Source organism: Maribacter spongiicola (assembly GCF_004364165.1).
GTDB classification, from domain to species: Bacteria; Bacteroidota; Bacteroidia; order Flavobacteriales; family Flavobacteriaceae; genus Maribacter; species Maribacter spongiicola.
On sequence record NZ_SOAY01000013.1, the window covers coordinates 167,199 to 185,119 of the forward strand.

Sequence of the window (17,921 nt, forward strand, 5' to 3'; positions counted from 1 at the left end):
ATTTGAATCAGATTTAAAAACTGAAAGCGAAATTTAAAAAATAGGTTCTACCGAAACCATACCAATACTTAGGCGCAAAAGACGGATTACCACTAAAATTATCTTGCTTTAGCTGACCGTAATTACCATTTCTACTCTGCTCATAGCCACCCGTTCTAAAAGTGGTGTCAAAAAGATTATTAACACTTGCAAAAACACTAATGTACTTACCTTTTTTAAGCCACGACTTACCGCCAACCATATTCAATAAATAGAAATTATCTAATGGTTTTTGCATTAGTAATTTTTGAACATTTTCATCTGTTGCATCAGTAAATCTTAACTGGGTTTCTGGATCGATTAAAAAACTCTGAGTTCTGGTTATCGTAGAAATATTGGCATAGTTATTTGCGAGATAGTTTGCCGAAGCGCTTACCCACCAATATTTTGGATCTCTATATTCTATACCTGCCGCAATTGCTTTCTGCGGACCTTGCGCCAGATTATAATCTTTTACAGCCGATTGCCCCAAAAACTTAGAACCAGAAATATCGATTAAATCTTCGGTTGCACCTGCCGTGTCAAAATTAATTGTCACAAAAGGGTTACTTGCATATTCATGTTTAGCAACAGAACCAACTAATGACAATTTAACAGCGCTAGATACTTGGTATTCTAAACCAAGTTCAATACCTAAATGTAATTTGTCTAAATCAGTGAGCACTTCTTGTACGAAATCTGAACCAACACCCGAGTCAACGAAGAAGAAATTTACATCGGTTGTATTTTGAAAACGGGTATAAAATCCTGTAAATCTACCTGTCAATTTTGGCATTCTAAGAAAGTAAGTAGCATCAACACTAGTCACCGTTTCACTTTGCAAATTTGGGACTATAGCATTATTCTCCCTCGGATTTATAAATACATTTTGTAAAACGGGTGCTCTATTTATAAGCGCGGCATTTACAGAAACCCAATGCCTACCTGTTATGGTATACGATGCGCCTGATTTTAATGACCAATTTGAAAATTTGACCTTTTCGCTATTCCCAAACGAATTATCTATAAAGCGCTCATTCATATACAAACCTTCTCTTTGATAATTAACGATAGTATATTTACCAGCAACAAACGCCTTTACTTTATTATAATGCGCATTTAACTGTGTATAGAAATCGCTATTGCTTCCCTTTAAATTATAGTTGTAATTAAAAACCGCACCATCACCTTTATTTACTTCAGATGAAACATCATTTAAAGTTTCTGAAAATGTATCGATATCACGATGATAATCTGCCCCTAGCAAATCATTTATTTGAGCATAATTTTTAGAATTCAACTGTCTGTACGTTGCCCCTAAATCGAGTTTCAAATGACTATCAATATCTATATTAGCGGTAGCCCTTGCAGTTAGCTGGTTATCTTTTGTAGTATCATCATACAGCACATAAGCTGCTTCTCCGTTTTGACTGATACTGGTATTCGCCATGTATATATTCTCCCAATCTAATTGAGGATTTTCAATAAAGCCTTCTTCTGCTTGTAAGGCACTTTCGAAGTTAGCACCGATTGGCGAGTTCAAATAAAAACTAGGTAAATAGCGGTAGTATGTAGGATCAGGATTAGGAGCATTATAATACCCTAAACGACTTCTCTTATACATACCTGTTTGATAGCCCAAGCCTGCATTAATTTGCAAACTTTTAGATTCATGATGATAGTTGAATAAGAATAATGGCTCGCGAATATGTCGCTCTCTAGAGTTTCTGATTTTTCCATCTTGAATACCGGCATATGGATTATATCTGTTTCCTTGAATTTCTTGTACTTCTTCTGTGATTGCAGAAGACCGGCCTCTTCTATTTGATGCTACTATTGCCGTTGCAGAAATTGTATTCTTTTCATTCAATAAATATTCAAATGAACCATAAACAGAATAAGAATCATACAACGTACCATCCATATATCCTTCTTTTGCCCAACGTCTTGATGCAGAAATAATATAGGCGAATTTCTCATTTTTAACTCCAGAATTATAAGTTGCCATCAGTCTGCCGCTATATGTTCTATTGGAGAGTGAAGAAGATAATCGCGTACCTGGTCTTAAACCAGATGGTCGCAAATCTATATTTGTGTTTCCTAAAATTCCTCCAAAAGTAAAATCTGATGCTTCTAAACCATTCGCATATTGTTGGTTTCTGATAACATCATTTAATCCGCCCCAGTTATTTATACTAATTATGTAAATTTATTAAAATGTTGAAATTACTAATCCTAATGATGTAAAAACTATTATAAACTGTAATTTTCAGATTACAAAATCATCTATATAAATGAATAACTTAAAGTACTTTATTGAAAGAAAGATGAGCATGTCGCACATCTATCAACCAGTTATGATCAAGGTATTACTTGAAAATGGAGGAGTTACCGACAAGATAAATATTGCAAAGACTATACTGAGTTACGATTTTTCTCAAGTAGAATATTATGAAGATATTACCAACAATATGGTGGGAAGGATACTTCGAAAGAACGAAGTTGTTATAAGGGAGAAAAACATCTATAAACTGATTGACCATGAAAACCTATCTCCAGATGAAGTCCAGGAACTAATAGATCTTTGCGAGCTGAAGATAAACGAATACATAGACAAAAGAGGTAATCAAATTTGGGAACATAGAAGGAGGAATAGAAAAGCTGTTAGTGGATCAGTACGTTATAATGTTCTTAAGAGAGCTGATGGTAGATGTGAACTTTGCGGAATTTCCAAGGATGAAAAAGCTTTAGAGGTTGACCATATTTTACCTAAGAATCACGGTGGCGAAGATACCATTGACAACTATCAAGCCCTCTGCTATACCTGTAATGCCAATAAAAGAGATACCGATGACACTGATTTCAGAAATCTGGGAGTAAAATATGATTTACGTGCAGCGGACTGTATATTCTGTAATTATTCAAGAGAAACTATCGTGGAAAATGAGTTAGCAATTGCCTTCTATGACAAGTACCCCGTTACTTCAAAACATATTCTTATTATTCCTAAACGACATTGTGAAGATTATTTTTCGTTATCCCAACCTGAAGTAAACGCCATCAATAGGTTAGCTCACGAATTGAAATCAAAACTAACCGTAGAAGATCAAAACATAACTGGATTTAATTTAGGTTTCAATTCAGGAGAAGATGCTGGTCAAACTGTTTTTCATTGCCACATGCACCTAATTCCAAGAAGAAAAAACGATGTTTCAAATCCGACTGGAGGTATCAGAAATGTTATACCAGGTAAAGGAGAGTATTAGTTTAATACTACTCTTTCAGAAAAGGATTAAAAAAAAACTATAAAGGGCAACCAACTAAAAGGTATTTAAAAGTAATGAAAAAAATAAACGAAGCCGACAAAATACCAATGGAAACAATAGAAATGCCAATGATTATGCAAGTATTTTATTCACTAAATTTAGAAGAAATCACACTAAAATAAATCAACTTGGATAAAGTAAACACTATTATACATTATGCCGTTCTTTAAAATTCAACAATTTTTCTTTTATCCTTCCCAAATTGAGTTTGACCATTCGACAGGATTTTATGCATTAAATACAAAAAATACTACATTCTTTAGCAATGAAATTGTATTTATTAAGAGCATTACAGATTTTCAGAAATATCAATCCGACCATTATCCTGGCAAATGTTATATTATAGAAATGATTGAAGATTTCAAATCTCTTGTATCCCGAGTTTTAGTCACATGGTATTACACAGATATTAATACTCAATATCCATTAACCATTACCAATGCCAGTTATTTAGACCAAGTAGATACTAAAATTCTAAGTGAGTTTAATTTTTCAAATGACCATGAAGTTGTATCAACAATTAGATATCTAAATTCATTTTTTGGATTTAAAAATATTGCCGCAAGTTTACTTAACCCAATAATTAGCATTAATGAAATTTACGACTTACAAACAGAGTTTAGCAATCACGAAGGTTTTTATACTGATTTCAAATTTGAAAAAAATGAACATAAAAAAAGATTAGAAAATGATTATTTTTTTTACTTCAAAAATATAATTTTAGATAATAAGTCAAAAGATTTCCTTGCAATCCAAGGCGTACAATTTGATACTAACGAAGATGATTTTAAAGAGATACCATTTAAAAAAGTGAAATGGCATAACAGAAGTTTTGGTATAATAGATTCGAGGTCAAATCTATTATAAGATTTATTCAAATCATTTAAAATAGTATAATCGAATTTATGTTTTAATTATAGTTTTGTAATTTCCACTATGCGAATATTATTTCCAATTATCCTATTGACTGGCTGTACCAATCAAAACCTAGAATTGCAAAAAGAGAATATGCAATTAAAAGATGAGTTTAACAGCATAAGATTACAAGCCAATTCTTTACGCAAGGAAGCCGAAGCAATATCAAATGAAGTAGACAACCTTAAAACACGATTATACAATTGTGATATTTTAGTCAAAACCTTAGAAGAATAAATTTAAAACCACCAATGGACATATACGACTTCAATAAATTATCTAATCATGATAAGTACGATACAATATTTACCAAAGGTCAATTTGTTGACACAGTAACAGAGGGGTCAATTAAATATGTACTCTACGCCTTATCTTACTTTTGGGTAGAAGTTGAATATGATTCAAAAAATAATAAAATTGTTGGAATAGTTAGTTTTGTCGGTGGTAAAACTTTAGACCGATACAGTAATTTAAAAGGAACTAAAGTTCAATAAATGATTAATTAACAAACCTTATCATTATGAAAATCAACATATTTCTTTAGTTGATTAAAAATATTTCGATTACAGGAAATTTTAATGTTCTTTTTAAAATTTTCCATTCCAAACACATCAATAAATTTCCCTACTGAAGAATTCAAAAAAGAAGAAGAAATAATTACATCACCAGGAATTTTCAAAACTACATTATCATTAACCGCACTATTTGACAAAAAATCAAATAAAACATCCCCATCACTATTAGTAGAAGTTTTAGGTGTAATATCTAGTATGTTATATAAATTACTCATTTATCCAAATATATGGTTATTTAAACTAAAATCTTTAAAAGAAATCATAAACTGCATCTTCAGGATCAAAGTCATCAAATGTGTTTGTATCAATCTCTACTTCAATAAACGTACCATCAAACTGATTTTTAGTCTCACCGTAAATAGGTTCAACGCCTGATTTCTTTATATAGTATCCACTTTTCGAAAATATAGAAAATTTACCCCCAGATGATTCTGCAAAATCATGAACAAGAGACAATCCCAAACCAGCATTTCTAGGTTGAGAACCAACTGTCATACCGTATTCCAAAGACTTTATTATACAATTACTATCCGTTAAAACAGGCTTGTTATTCTTTATTAGATAATTATTTACTGTACTTGGAATACCAATACCTAAATCTACAACTACAAAAGTCATCTTGTTCATTTGAGGGAAATATTGAGTTAAGACATACCCATTTATTGGTGATTCTGCATGGTCAAATACATTATTAAAAATCTCAACCAGAGAAGAAGAAAAGGGCTGCAAGTCCTTATTTGTAAAAAATGCTCTTTTAAAATATAATTGTGCCTGCATACCATAACCTTCAATCATAGGTTTAGAAATATGCCAAAGGCAAAGAGTTGTGGAATTATTTGCTTGGGTATAATTATCCCTATTAAACCCCTTGCACCAATAATTTTTGAATTTTATATTATCTAGATGTTTATTAAGGCTTTTACCTCCCCCTTCAAATTCAATTAATACATTATTCTTTTGACCAATTAATTCGATTGTACATGCGAGAAGAACAATTTGATATGTATCAAGAAAAGTAATCTTCTTAAAATCAATAATAATCTTTTCATAACTACTGAAATCGTAGTTTAAAACCTTATTGGCAAAATCAAACCATTTAACTTTTGTATTGTTTACAGGTACATTAATCCTTAACGTTTTCATCCAAACTCTAATAAAGTTTATAATTCATTTCCAAATACATAAATAATATAAACAACTAAGTATTCATTAAGTCATTTAACTATTCTTAAGGGGGGAAAGTTCACAATGATAAACTAACTAAAACTTGTATCCAAAAAACCAACCTGAACTTGAATCACTTTGTCATATAATGGATAAAATCTTGGATAAAAAACAATCTTAAAAACAAAAAACCCAGTAAGTATAGTCTTACTGAGCTTTATCTGCTCCCCCTCTTGGACTCGAACCAAGGACCCTCTGATTAACAGTCAGATGCTCTAACCAACTGAGCTAAGGAGGAATACAAAAAATAAATTATCTATTCTAAAAGCTTTAAAGCTATAAGGTATCCGAATTGTATGCCTTATATATTAATTTTTATGATTTTTAATATTCTACACGAAGATAATTAAGAGACAAACAATTAGTAGAAAAAGAAGAGCCAAAGAAGCATAGAGGTATTGCTTCTCTCTATTCTTAAATATCTGCTCCACTTTATCCTTATCCTTTTGCCCCCTCAGAATCTCTTCCTTAATGGAATTCTCAGCTTTTAGAAGTCTTTCATCCCTATCTTTGGATACTAAAGCTAAGTCCTTCTCTAGAACTGTTATCCTTTCGTTTAGAGTTGTACGGTCCTTTATTTGATTTCTATATCTATCCACTATGTTCTGTAGAAATGAGCCGAATGCTGTTGGAGTACCAAATCCTTTGTCCGCACATTTTTCAAGCAGTGTTACATCTTCCTGGTGCCCAATAGCAGTTACAAATGGCATGGCGCATTCCAATGAAGCTTTACATAAAGCTACGTCATTGAAGATCTCCAGCCCACTTCCGCCACCTCTCATTACGATAAGCATATCGGATTCTACTTTTGATAAGAGTTGTATCTTTTTACCTATCTCTTGACTGTTAGATAGGTTAACCTGGTGCTCGTTTATAGTGTAAAATTCCGAATCAATCAGCTGACCCCTATAATCTTCTCCTACTATAGATGTAGTACCCGTAATTATGTTTATAACAGGCTTCTGATCGCTCAAAATCTTATCTAACAGTAGTTGGTCCAAAAATGGAATTGGGCGTTTAAATCGCTCCTGGACAACACTAAATTCAGCCTTGGTTATAAATGTAAATTCATCTTTTCTACCCTTTAGCTTTGTAGCCTTAAACTGCAGCTTGATAGTGCCATCATTGAAGTTGTTCGTAGTTTTATTGAGATGACCTTCAAAAACATAGTATTGTTTAGAGACTAAATCCTCCCTTAACTTTGCAGGTACGACCAGAGTAAATTTACTAAGCTTATTCTCATCATGTAGAATATCATAATAGACACCACCGTACTTCTTATTGGTTCCTGGCGAGTAGAAACCTTCTAATTTTATGATTCTCTCCTCTATCGGAGATGTAAATGTATTCTTGCAAATTTCTGTTAATGAATCGACAGTAAAATTTAGGTGGTCCTGCATTGATTTAATTTAAATACCTTGATAAAACGCCATTAAATTATGATTATTTCTTAAGCCAGCAAGAACTAGTATTAAGACCATAGAATATTTTTAATCATCCGACGTTTTTAAAAAACAAAAAAATCAGTAATGAAAAAATTATATTTCCTTATATTACTATTGATAAGTCTTGATGGTAATTCTCAACATAAAAATAATGATAGCATACCCGCCAAGAAGTATGTACAAGAATTAACTGAGCTTACATTTAATTTAGATGGAAAGATTTATCCCGTATATAGAAGTAGAAGGAAAAATAAAGTCTATAAAAATGGTAAAGAAATTCTTAATCATGTAAGCTACTATATTATGAGAGTAGATGATGTTACTGGCGAAGAGTATATGCAGCTGTTAGAAATGGAGGATTAAAATAAATGCCTATTTACAATTAAATAAACCAATACGTGACGAGACAGTAAAAAGAGATTAATTCATTTCTTAAACCATCCTGAACTAGCATTGCAATTGAAAATATCCTTTACCTCACCATCTTTTTGGTTAATCAGGTAAGCGAATCTAATTTTCCCATCAGCTCCAAAGAATTCATGGGTTCTGCAGCCGACCTGGCAAGCACCGCAACTCCCGTAACCAACGATCGTTTTATCCAGACCTATTTTCTTTGCGTGATCGAATTGGGCCTTTAAAAAGCTTAAAAATTCATATTTGTCCTTATTCTCGAAATACTGATCTTCATCTATCAAGCTTTCGAATATCGAAGCATCTAGCTTCGTACATGATTCGATAAACTTATCCGTAATTAACGTAGCGTTGGAACCTTTCGAATTATGTTCTCTTACCTTCAATTTTATTAGTTCCATTCCATTAAATATTAGTTAATAACAGCTGCAATATTGAAGTTTTAAAGCTATAATCAAAGCAGAGTATAAAATATTAGATCATATGCTGTTAAATTAGATTAACAGATATTTAATGGTGGACCAAAATATGATTTTGTCTCTCATACACTTTCTCAAGCTTACCTTTAAAGCGTATTTTTAAAGCTTTAAATCACTCTTAAACAAGGTGTTGAAATGACCCCATGCGCGCGTATTGTAAAATTGTAATAAAACCAATAATCTAGAGTCATTGGCACAAATTGGTATGCAATCCTAATACGATAATACTCTGCAAACCCCTAAAAATATTTTAAGTAATCATTAATTAGATTGTGAAGTTTAAGTTTCTGATTTAAAAGACCAATGAAGATTATAATAACTCCATATAAATGTTAAAATTGATGTGAAGAAAATGTTAAAAACATAGACTTAATTTAACTAGTTTAGGACTGAATAATCTAATTTACTCTAGTTCAATAATTTATATTTTTTTACTAATTTAGTTAAATTAACGACTGTTAATCAATTAGTTACATTTATTTTCTAATCCTATCTTTGCTGTGCGACGCCAAATAAATAGGCCTAGCAAACTAAAACCAAAAATCTGTAAACCTGTATCTACAGAGTCACTCAAAGTGAGTGTACCAACCTAGCGATAAACACGCAAAAGGTGGTCCAACGATACGCCTAATAAGGAAAATAAAATGTTTAATCGCTACAAATGTATTACCAGTTCCAATAATGTACTAGGGTCCTTAACACCCGATCAATTTCTCTCTAAAATTAAAAGCGGTGATGAGCACCTGGAAAAAATTCTTAAAGCTCGTCAAGTGTATCGGACCGATAGCTCGGAATACAATAACATAAAGGTTACCCAGCTGCCCTGTTATACGTTAAACTTCACTTTTGAAGGAGTAAGAAACAACTGTTCCATAATTGCTAGTACAGGTCATATCTATATAGATTTAGATAATCAAAGGGAGATAGACTTACAACACCCATTAATCTATGCTTCATGGATGTCCTTATCAGATAATGGAAGAGGTATCCTGGTGAAAGTTGATAATGTCAATCCAGAGAACTTTAAGGATGTCTATTCAGATATCTCCAAGCAATTAGGCATTAAAGCTGATAAGAGAGCTTGTAAGCCCACCCAACCTAATGTATTATCCTACGACCCACAAGTATATACCAATCAAAACTCACTCACATACAAAGCTATTGATAAAGAAGAAATACCCCATTACAATACTATTAATAAAGAGATAGATACTATAGGGACTGTAGTGGGTACTAATTTTGGAAATATACGATTTGATAACCTCGATGAGTTAATCGAAAATATAGAATTTAACGGTGATGTACTCTACGATTACAGAACTAAAGTGAAGTATGCCTCAGTGTTTATAAAAACTAGCAGGATAAATAGAGGTGAACGTAATGACACAATATGTGGTTATGCATATCAATTAAGAGCTTTGAACCTTGGAATAAAATATCAAGATTTATATAACGTACTAAAGGATATTAACTCCAAATATTGCCATCCCCCGCTACCATTGTATAAAATCCATAGCATAACAAAAGGAGTTATGAATGTGGTAGATATCAAACCTAAATTAAATAAAGAAAGAAGGTTTGTTTATAATCCCGACTATGATTTAACCCCAACTGAAAAGCGACAATTAAATATAAAGGTGTTAAGTAAAGACAGAGAAAAAGATTCAAAACGGAAAATTGAAAAAACTATAGATGATTGGGATTTTGAGAAGGAAGGGAAGATCACCCAAAAAGGTTTAGCGAAGATTAGCGGAAAGAATATAAAGACAATCCAGAAATATTATCATTTGTTCAAGTCACATATTCAAATATTGAATCTAGAGTTTAAGAATGGCTAAACTAATTGACCAATAGAAGTAAAATGTTAGTAAATATAAATCACGATAAATATTTATAACCTGAATCGTTACTAACTTTACTGAGGACCTTCTTTAAGCTTAAATTATGACCCACAACAACCTCAATGTCTCAATGATGCTCATGCATGCCATACACGGTAACGGCAAGTTAATAATAAGAGCAAATGGGAACATAGCGGAAGTAAGTTCTGGGGTATATACCGTGAACGGTCAGGAGAGAATCAGAAAGTCCAGTAACACCTACAAGAACCAGAATAGGATACATAAGCTTATGATCGGTCTAATGCATAAGTACGGCTCGTTCGAGTACGAGGGCAAACAATATCTATTGAAGGGAATGGACCATTGGCAAAGTGATGGAACTTATAAGCTAGTAGCTAATGAAGAGTTAAAGCGGTCAATTAAGTGGGGCTAAACACCAAAACTCAATTTAAGCCGATCTAATGAATGATCTAATTGTGCAAATATAGATTTACTGCCGCAGCAGTGATCATCCATCTTACGTAGCCTAAAACACCTGCAACTACCCAAAACTACTTCTGACTTGATATAACATGACTACATAAGCTTATGTAATCCTAATAGAGGAAAATACTAATCTTCTGCCAGACCTTCTTCAATAGCGGTAAATCCTCCATTCTCTAAAAAGGTAGCTGTCAATTCTGTTCGGTCAAAAAATATATCGCCATTAAAAGAATGAATGTTTAATATATAAGGTTCATACCTATAGATTTCCAATCCAAGGTTTAAAAAATCATCAACATATAAGGTAGGCTTACCCAACGCTATATAAAAACGAATATGTTCACAATTTCTATTCCTAAGAAGAAACCTTAAAACCTTATCCTTTAATTTTGCTCTTTCCAGTCTATCCATTTTAAAGCTTATTAATATTAATATTGCCTGCGTACCTATCCAATGTCTCACCAGTTTTAAAGTGCCCCTTAGCAATGATCTTATTAGTCTTGATATCTATTTCAACTTCGACAAAGAAATCATACAGAGCGTATAGGGAGAACTTTTCTTTAGGACCAATGTGATGAGTCAAGAAAGTACCGTTCTGCCAAAGGTCGTTCCACTGCTCTTCCTCTGTTAACATCATATATTCGTATAGACCCATCCTATAAAAATACGGTTTAATGCAAGAACGTAATTATTAATTTTGGAGATGAAGACAAACTAAAAATTTGGCAGACCATACTGTAAATGTTTAGTATCCAGCTAATATTTTACCAATGCCCAAACTTACTATATATACTAGGATTGATTGACTCAGCTTAAATAAAAAATCTCTTATCTTAGTTCCATATAAAAAAGAAATAAACGTACCTAGGTACAATTAGCCAATTGTTGCCAGTAATTTTGAAACTTACCATATGGAATTAACACTAACAGATTTTTTTTTCAATATTCCTATTTACTCACCTATCATAATAAATGAGGATAGTAAACTGACGTTCAAACAAATTATTGACAAAACTGTATCTGTTGACTTTCACGGATATAATCCATTTGCAAAAATAGAATCTACATTTAGAGTAGTTACCGATTTGGTTCCTAATTCTTCTAGTTCTTTTGACTTAAGTGGAGGTTTTGGAACAGTACAAATAATGTGTAAACGTACTGATATGATTTTTTGGTATTATATTTTATGGGATCCACAAACTAAAGAGATAACTAAAGTTGGACAATATCCATCAGTTGCCGACTTTCATATTTCTGAGGTCAAACAATACAATAAATTACTCTCAAATGAAAAAATGAGAGAATTCACTAAAGCAATTGGTCTTGCTGCTAATGGTGTTGGAATAGGTTCTTTTGTATACTTGAGACGAATTTTTGAAAACTTGATTCAAGAGGCTTATGAGATTGCTTTGTCAGAGTCGAAAATTGACAGTAGTATATTTCAATCTGCTAGAATGGATGATAAAATCAAGCTATTAAAAGAATACCTGCCTAACTTTTTGGTTGAAAACAAATCAATGTATTCAATCTTAAGTTTGGGAATTCACGAATTAGATGAAAAAACTTGTCTTGCAAATTTTGATACCTTACGAGTAGGAATTGAGATAATTTTAGATGAGAAATTAGATGAGTATCGAAAGAAAGAAAAAATAGAGAACGCAAAAAAAAAGCTAGCTAGTCTAAAAAATACTGTGAAAAAATAACTACTGGCAACAAAGAACTGAGGTAAAAAACAAACAAATTCTTCTTTAATCTGAGACAATATTATTCTAGGCTCATAGATACAAAAGTCTATTCTTATACCCCCCCTGAACCGTCCCTCAACAACCCTGGGGGCGATAATCTAATTTTCACCTACCCCCCCCCTTTAAAATCTGGGGAGGAAAATATCAAGAACGGATTAGAATAAAAGATATCAAAAAAAGAAGGTTTATATAGAAACCTTTTGAAGGCAATCTTTTACTTTCTGGACCGTTCCCAAGGATACATCACAAAGCTTAGCTGTATTTCTTAAGCTTTGCCCTTCCTTAAGACGCCTAATGACATTTGGATACTTTGCCAGGACTTCTTCTTTGGATTCTACAGAACCTCTAACACGTCCCTTGTAAAGCCCCTTTGCCTTAGCTATCTCTATACCTTCCCGTTGACGTTCAAGCATGGTATTACGTTCCATCTCCGCTATGTTTGCCAGGACCGAAATGATAAGCTTAAATGCTGGGTTCGGTTTGCCATCAACAAGAGATTCTATCCCAAGGTTTTCTACCTTAAGCTTTATACCGTTATCATCGAAGTGCTGCAATGTCGTTAGTATATCTATTAGGTTTCTCCCCAGGCGATCTATTGCATGTACTGTAATGTATTTTACTTCCTTATCATTAAGTAGCTTAATACCTTCTGGGCGTTCCTTGAAGGGCACAGAGCCACTAATAATATCAATGAAAAGCTTTTCATCTGGATGCTGTTTTATAAGCTGTCGTTCAAGCTTCTGATCTGGTGTACTTATTCTTATATATCTTGCTTTCATAGGAGATGGTAAAGCCCTCCGTAGAGGGCGTAGCTTTATAGGTTTCTGAAATAGTGGTTGTTACTGGCTGAATAATCATACATGATATCCCTGGCGGTCCTTTCCCAATCAATATGGATGCAACCAGGAAGATTCTTTGGTAAATCACCACAGCCTTCTAGAAGCTCCTGTACAAAGTCTTCATCACTGGAGTACTCACCAGAATAAGCTTCTTCCACTTTAGCGATAATATCTTCTATAGCTTCATCATTATAACCATAGCCAACCAGGTAAGCTTCCAAAACTTCCTCATCGTAATTAGAATCCTCAATAGCTTGAAGTATCTCAAATATGTCGTTTGAAATATACCCCTCAGAGATTAGGTCCAAAGACTTAATCAAATCTGATACCTCATAGTCCTGGAACATAAATTCTGGGTCCTCTTCATCTTTGTGAAGCTCCCTAATGTCTTTGTAGAATTCCTCCAGGTCGGAGTAGTTAGATAGATTGATCCATTTTCCAAATAGACTTCCTTCGTTGTACTTTTGGTAAGTACCAACATAAACACTTAAATTCGTCATGTCAAGATTTTTAATTTGCGTTAAACGTTTTGATTTTTAAGCCTTGTGGAGTTCCATTCCGCAGGGCTTTTTTATTGTCTCAATTAAAGATCCGACAATTAGTAATGTGATCCTAATTTAGGGTGGGTGTATTTAGTACATTTCGATCAACTACAAAATGCAACGATCAACTACTTAAAAGTGTATCACGATAAGGGCTTGGTCTATTTTTGGTAAATGTCTGCAAACGGATATTTCACGAAAAACATTAGACCTCTGTTTCTAAACGGAAGGTATTTAAGAGGATTCGTTAATTCAGCTTATCTAAATAATCTTTTATCTTAGTTCCATATATAATAAATATATATTCTTACGTTGGCAACAAGTTAAATGGACTATAATCTATACCAAAGGAAGGACACCAATATTTCTCAAGCAGAAGTAGAATGGATAGATAAAAATCTTGAAGCTATTTCTCAAAAAGAAAACGTCTTATTCATATTCCAAGGCGAAGACGAAGCTCTCGTAATAACAAACAAAAGTATTTACTTTCCTATTAGAAAAGAATTACAAAACCTTCGATACAATCAGATAAATAAAATAAAACTTGGAGGAGATTATGATATTGAACTAACAAATCATAAACTCAAATCAATAACAATAAAATTCGTTACCCCAATAGACAAAGTCAAAATGAATTTAGCTTTAAATCTAATAAAGAAAAATAACGCACAAAAAATCACAACGACTGTTGAAGATATCCAAAAATTATTTGATGATTTTACGGTTATCAAACATCCTCCAAATCAAAACCAACATAAACTTCCACAGGTTTACTTAAAAGAATTTGGGTATTTATATAAGGAACAATGGATGGTATCCATAATAAAAAAAGGTGAAAAATTCACAAGGCAAAAAAGCATTGGAAGTTTTACCGCAGAAACCAATGTATTTGATATTGTAAGTGAAGATGATAGATTTCCTAGAATGTTTGAATCTATAAATTGTGATTTAGAAAACCTATATCACGAGATGTTGAAGGATTTAGACGATAATGATAAAGTCATAGATAAATGTTGGGAAATCATAGTTCAATTCACCCCAAATATGATGGTCAGGTCTGATTATTGGAGAAACTTTGTTAGAAAAATTTTAGAAAGTGAACATAAGAGTACATTTCTAGAAATCACTATTAGCGTATTATCTAAGTCATATGAAGATTTACAAAAATTAAAAGAAAAAAGCTTTTATAAGCACATTAGTGAAGGTAAAATAACAAATAGTAAACTCAATAAAGTATTGATACTTTTTCTTAATTATATTTTATATCATTTAAATAGACTTGAACTTATAATTCTTGAAGCACCTGCTAATAAAGAGTTTTTTACTTCCGACACACCAGTTAATTTTATACCAAATCAAATAGAAGGAAAATATGGATTATTTAATAAGGATACAGAAGTCTATTTCCCGTTATCTCCAAAATACTTAGCATATTTTCGTTTTAAAGGTTCCGAAAATTCAAATATAATTTTGAATAAATTGAAAAACCGAGGTATTTATAAAATTATTGATGTTATGTCAGAAGAAGAATATAATAATTTAATTCGAAATGAAATTATTGAAACTTCTAATGAATTAATAATTGCACCTATAGAATTGAAATTCAAACTTTAAATGAATAAAACCAGTTGCCAAAACAACCTATAAACAAAACGGGCTTAGGCTTTAAACGCTAAGGTTTGCTCCAGTACTGTTCATAGTCAGACCATTGTACACAAGCTCTAAAAAAGCCAACCACACAGTCAAGTACATTTCATTTTGCTCGTGCCTCACACATTAAAAAAAGCTTTCACGCCAACCCTAACAAGTTTGCGGAAGAAAAGCCAGTGTACAATCGATTATTCGGCCGTAAGCGGTAAAGCCCACGGTGCGCCTCTCACACCACCGTACATACGGATCTCATATACGGCGGTTCGTAAATCTTCAAACCAAAGCTCTTTTCACTCTTGTCACTATCTTCTAATTTAGGCATAGGCTACCACTAGTGCTCCAATGCAAATTTTGAAGAGAATTACGCTCAGTCCTTCCTTACTTGTGAGACCTCTAGGCGTGCTACCCTAGCTCATTTCTTTTAAGTCTATGACTTCTGCTGACTTCCCCATTTAGCTACTCGTAACTTTGGAGACCTTCCCTGCTTAGAAATCTTCTTTCCCTCAATAAACGCCGTATCTACACACTTGACTTTTTGTAATTTTAGAACGTTACAAAAATGTGCTTGCTTACCCAAATAAATATGCTTTTGTATACGGTTCCTGTTCGTCGGCATCGAATTTTGTAGTTTCTCTTTCTTCTGATATAACCTCACGGTTACCACCATTACGACATACTAATGCTTCCAGACGTTACTCCTGCTCATAAGGGACTAAATCCTCTTAATAAATCCTTATATTGTTAAAGTTATAGATGACCAGACTGGATACAAAAAATGTATAAACATAATTGAGGTTTAGTCTGTTATAAAAGTAAGTAAATATAAAAAAGGTCTTCGTGTAACCGAAAAGCTAGTGCATTTTAATCCGCTACTATTCCCATACGAGACCGTTTTGTGGTATTTGAGTTAAATTATGGAAAAAATCAATTTAATTTTAGAGCAGATAGATTGGATAAATGTCTTAGCTGGATTTTTTATAGCATTATCACCAGTGTTCTTTCGTTATTTAGTGAAAGTAATAAAACTATATATAACTAATCCTGCTTTAAATGGACATTTTTTTTTCTATCATTCAAGTGTACTTGACGTAAAATCAATTAGAGAAAAAGAAATAATTTTCACCAAATCTATAAGAGGTATAATTAAGGTAAAAATGCCTAGAGATTCAACAACTGGACTTTCTTATAGTGGTCGAATCTTGAAAAGTTCAGGAGCACTAGCTTATATTCAACTAACGGAAAATAGTAAAAAAATCGAAAAAATATATCTAGTACTAAATATACCACTACAATCTGATTTTAAAATTACTTCAGGCGTATTTTCTACAATCAATGTTAAACATATTCCTGTATGTGGTGAATTTATTTTAAATAGGGATAAACTACATCCGAATAAAGCAAGAAGGTACTTCAGTAATAATTCAACATTAATTGCAAATAAGGTATTATAATAACTAAATTATATAACATGAATAGACAAAATGAAATTAAAGTAAAACATCGAATTCAATTACTAATAAATGGCCACAGTGCTGAATTATCTGGTGAAAGTATTGGTTGCTTTGGAGTTGGAGATATCAAAGCAAAAGTAAGTGCTTTAAACTCAGTTCCAGAAGGCTTTGACCTTGGTTTATTAGTGTATGTCCTATTAACTGGACAGCCGTCCATGAGTTATTGTTTAAAAGGAGCATTTAATCCATTTCATAAATCTTATGGAACATATGAAGCTTGTAGAACTTTAGATTTAGGCGAGTTTGGAAATCTCAAAACTGATTATAAAATTTCAAAATCAGGAAAAAATTTATTTGCTAATTTTAAAATAACGGGAACTACTTCTATACCTTCGAAACTCATTGGTGTAGCACCGTCGTATGAATCTTGGATGCCTATAATTGGTTCCAATGAAATACTTGGACATTTCACGATGATTTGGAATACCAAAAATGGACAATACATTAAAGGAGAAGCTGATACTCGATATCTACTTCCTCATGCTCATGAACTAGATTCAGTTCAACATAGAGAAATAAAAATTGATTTTCAATCAGATAATCAAACCCTTATTCAAAACGAAAGAATTGTTCTTTTTAAAAATGGATTTGTGAACTTAAAGGAATCTGAAATTATTGAAAGTTATGAAAAAACACCACATAATAACTTAACCGTTGCACAAGCTCATGAGCGCCCATAGAACGGATTGATATGAGTCCTTTTACGGGGCTTTTTACTTGTCGGCTCAGAATATGTTAGTTAACTTTTGATGGCCCATTAAAACGAGTCCAGTAATTCTTCCATGATAATAAGCTTTGTACTAAAAGCTTTGTGGATTCGTTATTTACAAATGAATAGTGTAATCGGACATAGCTTATCCAAATATTCCAGAGTATTGGGCATTTTGCTTCTATTACTCTTGTTCTCATCACATACA

General features: G+C 32.6%; 20 protein-coding genes, 1 tRNA gene and 1 riboswitch. Of the genes, 11 read left to right on the plus strand and 10 right to left on the minus strand.

Features of this window, described 5'->3' with window-relative positions:
- Nucleotides 1-13 precede the first annotated feature (13 nt).
- A complete protein-coding gene (locus tag CLV90_RS15560; protein ID WP_133688439.1) occupies nt 14-2,101 on the minus strand; it encodes a TonB-dependent receptor in 2,088 nt (695 codons plus the stop codon).
- Nucleotides 2,102-2,312: 211 nt separating this feature from the next.
- Here CLV90_RS15560 and CLV90_RS15565 point away from each other — a divergent pair, with 211 nt between their 5' ends.
- The 4 genes from CLV90_RS15565 (at nt 2,313) to CLV90_RS15580 (ending at nt 4,753) form a co-directional block, all read left to right on the plus strand.
- Nucleotides 2,313-3,284 (plus strand): HIT domain-containing protein, encoded by a 972-nt coding sequence (locus tag CLV90_RS15565; RefSeq protein WP_208295138.1) that lies wholly within the window; start codon nt 2,313-2,315, stop codon nt 3,282-3,284.
- Nucleotides 3,285-3,500: 216 nt separating this feature from the next.
- Nucleotides 3,501-4,211, plus strand: coding sequence for a hypothetical protein (locus tag CLV90_RS15570; RefSeq protein WP_133688440.1), 711 nt, complete (start codon nt 3,501-3,503; stop codon nt 4,209-4,211).
- A 69-nt stretch (nt 4,212-4,280) separates the two neighbouring features.
- Nucleotides 4,281-4,496 carry a hypothetical protein gene (locus tag CLV90_RS15575; protein WP_133688441.1) on the plus strand — a complete coding sequence of 72 codons (216 nt, stop codon included), beginning with the start codon at nt 4,281-4,283 and terminating at the stop codon, nt 4,494-4,496.
- Between the two features lie 14 nt (nt 4,497-4,510).
- Nucleotides 4,511-4,753, plus strand: coding sequence for a hypothetical protein (locus CLV90_RS15580; RefSeq protein WP_133688442.1), 243 nt, complete (start codon nt 4,511-4,513; stop codon nt 4,751-4,753).
- Nucleotides 4,754-4,761: 8 nt separating this feature from the next.
- On the opposite strand, the gene CLV90_RS15585 is transcribed toward CLV90_RS15580, so the two are convergent.
- The 4 genes from CLV90_RS15585 to CLV90_RS15600 form a co-directional block, all read right to left on the minus strand.
- Nucleotides 4,762-5,049 carry an STAS-like domain-containing protein gene (locus tag CLV90_RS15585; RefSeq protein ID WP_133688443.1) on the minus strand — a complete coding sequence of 96 codons (288 nt, stop codon included), beginning with the start codon at nt 5,047-5,049 and terminating at the stop codon, nt 4,762-4,764.
- 34 nt (nt 5,050-5,083) lie between these two features.
- Nucleotides 5,084-5,977: an ATP-binding protein gene (locus tag CLV90_RS15590; RefSeq protein WP_133688444.1), complete on the minus strand. Its 894-nt coding sequence runs from the start codon at nt 5,975-5,977 to the stop codon at nt 5,084-5,086.
- A gap of 245 nt (nt 5,978-6,222) precedes the next feature.
- Nucleotides 6,223-6,296, minus strand: a tRNA-Asn gene (locus CLV90_RS15595).
- Nucleotides 6,297-6,390: 94 nt separating this feature from the next.
- Nucleotides 6,391-7,458 carry an exodeoxyribonuclease VII large subunit gene (locus CLV90_RS15600; RefSeq protein WP_133688445.1) on the minus strand — a complete coding sequence of 356 codons (1,068 nt, stop codon included), beginning with the start codon at nt 7,456-7,458 and terminating at the stop codon, nt 6,391-6,393.
- Between the two features lie 129 nt (nt 7,459-7,587).
- Here CLV90_RS15600 and CLV90_RS15605 point away from each other — a divergent pair, with 129 nt between their 5' ends.
- Nucleotides 7,588-7,866, plus strand: coding sequence for a hypothetical protein (locus tag CLV90_RS15605; protein ID WP_133688446.1), 279 nt, complete (start codon nt 7,588-7,590; stop codon nt 7,864-7,866).
- 62 nt (nt 7,867-7,928) lie between these two features.
- On the opposite strand, the gene CLV90_RS15610 is transcribed toward CLV90_RS15605, so the two are convergent.
- On the minus strand, nt 7,929-8,315 hold the full coding sequence (locus CLV90_RS15610; RefSeq protein ID WP_133688447.1) for a hypothetical protein: 387 nt from the start codon (nt 8,313-8,315) through the stop codon (nt 7,929-7,931).
- A gap of 627 nt (nt 8,316-8,942) precedes the next feature.
- Nucleotides 8,943-9,045: riboswitch (SAM-I-IV-variant riboswitch) on the plus strand.
- Between CLV90_RS15610 and CLV90_RS15615 the strand changes: the two genes are divergently transcribed.
- Nucleotides 9,038-10,231 carry a BT4734/BF3469 family protein gene (locus CLV90_RS15615; RefSeq protein ID WP_133688448.1) on the plus strand — a complete coding sequence of 398 codons (1,194 nt, stop codon included), beginning with the start codon at nt 9,038-9,040 and terminating at the stop codon, nt 10,229-10,231. It overlaps the preceding riboswitch by 8 nt.
- 133 nt (nt 10,232-10,364) lie before the next feature.
- Nucleotides 10,365-10,667, plus strand: coding sequence for a hypothetical protein (locus CLV90_RS15620; RefSeq protein WP_133688449.1), 303 nt, complete (start codon nt 10,365-10,367; stop codon nt 10,665-10,667).
- A 179-nt stretch (nt 10,668-10,846) separates the two neighbouring features.
- Here CLV90_RS15620 and CLV90_RS15625 read toward each other — a convergent pair whose 3' ends face one another.
- Entirely contained in the window at nt 10,847-11,128 is a 282-nt protein-coding gene (locus CLV90_RS15625; RefSeq protein WP_133688450.1) for a hypothetical protein, read from the minus strand.
- 1 nt (nt 11,129) lies between these two features.
- Nucleotides 11,130-11,354, minus strand: coding sequence for a hypothetical protein (locus tag CLV90_RS15630; protein ID WP_133688451.1), 225 nt, complete (start codon nt 11,352-11,354; stop codon nt 11,130-11,132).
- 274 nt (nt 11,355-11,628) lie between these two features.
- Here CLV90_RS15630 and CLV90_RS15635 point away from each other — a divergent pair, with 274 nt between their 5' ends.
- Nucleotides 11,629-12,420, plus strand: coding sequence for a short-chain dehydrogenase (locus tag CLV90_RS15635; RefSeq protein ID WP_133688452.1), 792 nt, complete (start codon nt 11,629-11,631; stop codon nt 12,418-12,420).
- A 227-nt stretch (nt 12,421-12,647) separates the two neighbouring features.
- Here CLV90_RS15635 and CLV90_RS15640 read toward each other — a convergent pair whose 3' ends face one another.
- Both CLV90_RS15640 and CLV90_RS15645 read right to left on the minus strand, forming a co-directional pair.
- Entirely contained in the window at nt 12,648-13,241 is a 594-nt protein-coding gene (locus CLV90_RS15640) for a recombinase family protein (RefSeq protein ID WP_133688453.1), read from the minus strand.
- 35 nt (nt 13,242-13,276) lie between these two features.
- Nucleotides 13,277-13,801: an antirestriction protein ArdA gene (locus CLV90_RS15645; protein WP_133688454.1), complete on the minus strand. Its 525-nt coding sequence runs from the start codon at nt 13,799-13,801 to the stop codon at nt 13,277-13,279.
- A 369-nt stretch (nt 13,802-14,170) separates the two neighbouring features.
- On the opposite strand from CLV90_RS15645, the gene CLV90_RS15650 reads away from it, so the two are divergent.
- From CLV90_RS15650 to CLV90_RS15660, 3 genes are all read left to right on the plus strand, one after another.
- Nucleotides 14,171-15,457: a DUF4238 domain-containing protein gene (locus CLV90_RS15650; RefSeq protein ID WP_133688455.1), complete on the plus strand. Its 1,287-nt coding sequence runs from the start codon at nt 14,171-14,173 to the stop codon at nt 15,455-15,457.
- 950 nt (nt 15,458-16,407) lie between these two features.
- Nucleotides 16,408-16,944, plus strand: coding sequence for a hypothetical protein (locus CLV90_RS15655; protein WP_133688456.1), 537 nt, complete (start codon nt 16,408-16,410; stop codon nt 16,942-16,944).
- Nucleotides 16,945-16,961: 17 nt separating this feature from the next.
- Complete coding sequence (locus CLV90_RS15660; RefSeq protein ID WP_133688457.1) at nt 16,962-17,684, plus strand: hypothetical protein; 723 nt, start codon at nt 16,962-16,964, stop codon at nt 17,682-17,684.
- The last annotated feature ends 237 nt before the right edge of the window (nt 17,685-17,921 follow it).

Coding starts and splice junctions, on each gene's coding strand:
- CLV90_RS15565 (WP_208295138.1), top strand. CDS start 2,313: ATGAATAACTTAAAGTACTTTATTGAAAGAAAGATGAGCATGTCGCAC.
- CLV90_RS15570 (WP_133688440.1), top strand. CDS start 3,501: ATGCCGTTCTTTAAAATTCAACAATTTTTCTTTTATCCTTCCCAAATT.
- CLV90_RS15575 (WP_133688441.1), top strand. CDS start 4,281: ATGCGAATATTATTTCCAATTATCCTATTGACTGGCTGTACCAATCAA.
- CLV90_RS15580 (WP_133688442.1), top strand. CDS start 4,511: ATGGACATATACGACTTCAATAAATTATCTAATCATGATAAGTACGAT.
- CLV90_RS15585 (WP_133688443.1), bottom strand. CDS start 5,049: ATGAGTAATTTATATAACATACTAGATATTACACCTAAAACTTCTACT.
- CLV90_RS15590 (WP_133688444.1), bottom strand. CDS start 5,977: ATGAAAACGTTAAGGATTAATGTACCTGTAAACAATACAAAAGTTAAA.
- CLV90_RS15600 (WP_133688445.1), bottom strand. CDS start 7,458: ATGCAGGACCACCTAAATTTTACTGTCGATTCATTAACAGAAATTTGC.
- CLV90_RS15605 (WP_133688446.1), top strand. CDS start 7,588: ATGAAAAAATTATATTTCCTTATATTACTATTGATAAGTCTTGATGGT.
- CLV90_RS15610 (WP_133688447.1), bottom strand. CDS start 8,315: ATGGAACTAATAAAATTGAAGGTAAGAGAACATAATTCGAAAGGTTCC.
- CLV90_RS15615 (WP_133688448.1), top strand. CDS start 9,038: ATGTTTAATCGCTACAAATGTATTACCAGTTCCAATAATGTACTAGGG.
- CLV90_RS15620 (WP_133688449.1), top strand. CDS start 10,365: ATGATGCTCATGCATGCCATACACGGTAACGGCAAGTTAATAATAAGA.
- CLV90_RS15625 (WP_133688450.1), bottom strand. CDS start 11,128: ATGGATAGACTGGAAAGAGCAAAATTAAAGGATAAGGTTTTAAGGTTT.
- CLV90_RS15630 (WP_133688451.1), bottom strand. CDS start 11,354: ATGATGTTAACAGAGGAAGAGCAGTGGAACGACCTTTGGCAGAACGGT.
- CLV90_RS15635 (WP_133688452.1), top strand. CDS start 11,629: ATGGAATTAACACTAACAGATTTTTTTTTCAATATTCCTATTTACTCA.
- CLV90_RS15640 (WP_133688453.1), bottom strand. CDS start 13,241: ATGAAAGCAAGATATATAAGAATAAGTACACCAGATCAGAAGCTTGAA.
- CLV90_RS15645 (WP_133688454.1), bottom strand. CDS start 13,801: ATGACGAATTTAAGTGTTTATGTTGGTACTTACCAAAAGTACAACGAA.
- CLV90_RS15650 (WP_133688455.1), top strand. CDS start 14,171: ATGGACTATAATCTATACCAAAGGAAGGACACCAATATTTCTCAAGCA.
- CLV90_RS15655 (WP_133688456.1), top strand. CDS start 16,408: ATGGAAAAAATCAATTTAATTTTAGAGCAGATAGATTGGATAAATGTC.
- CLV90_RS15660 (WP_133688457.1), top strand. CDS start 16,962: ATGAATAGACAAAATGAAATTAAAGTAAAACATCGAATTCAATTACTA.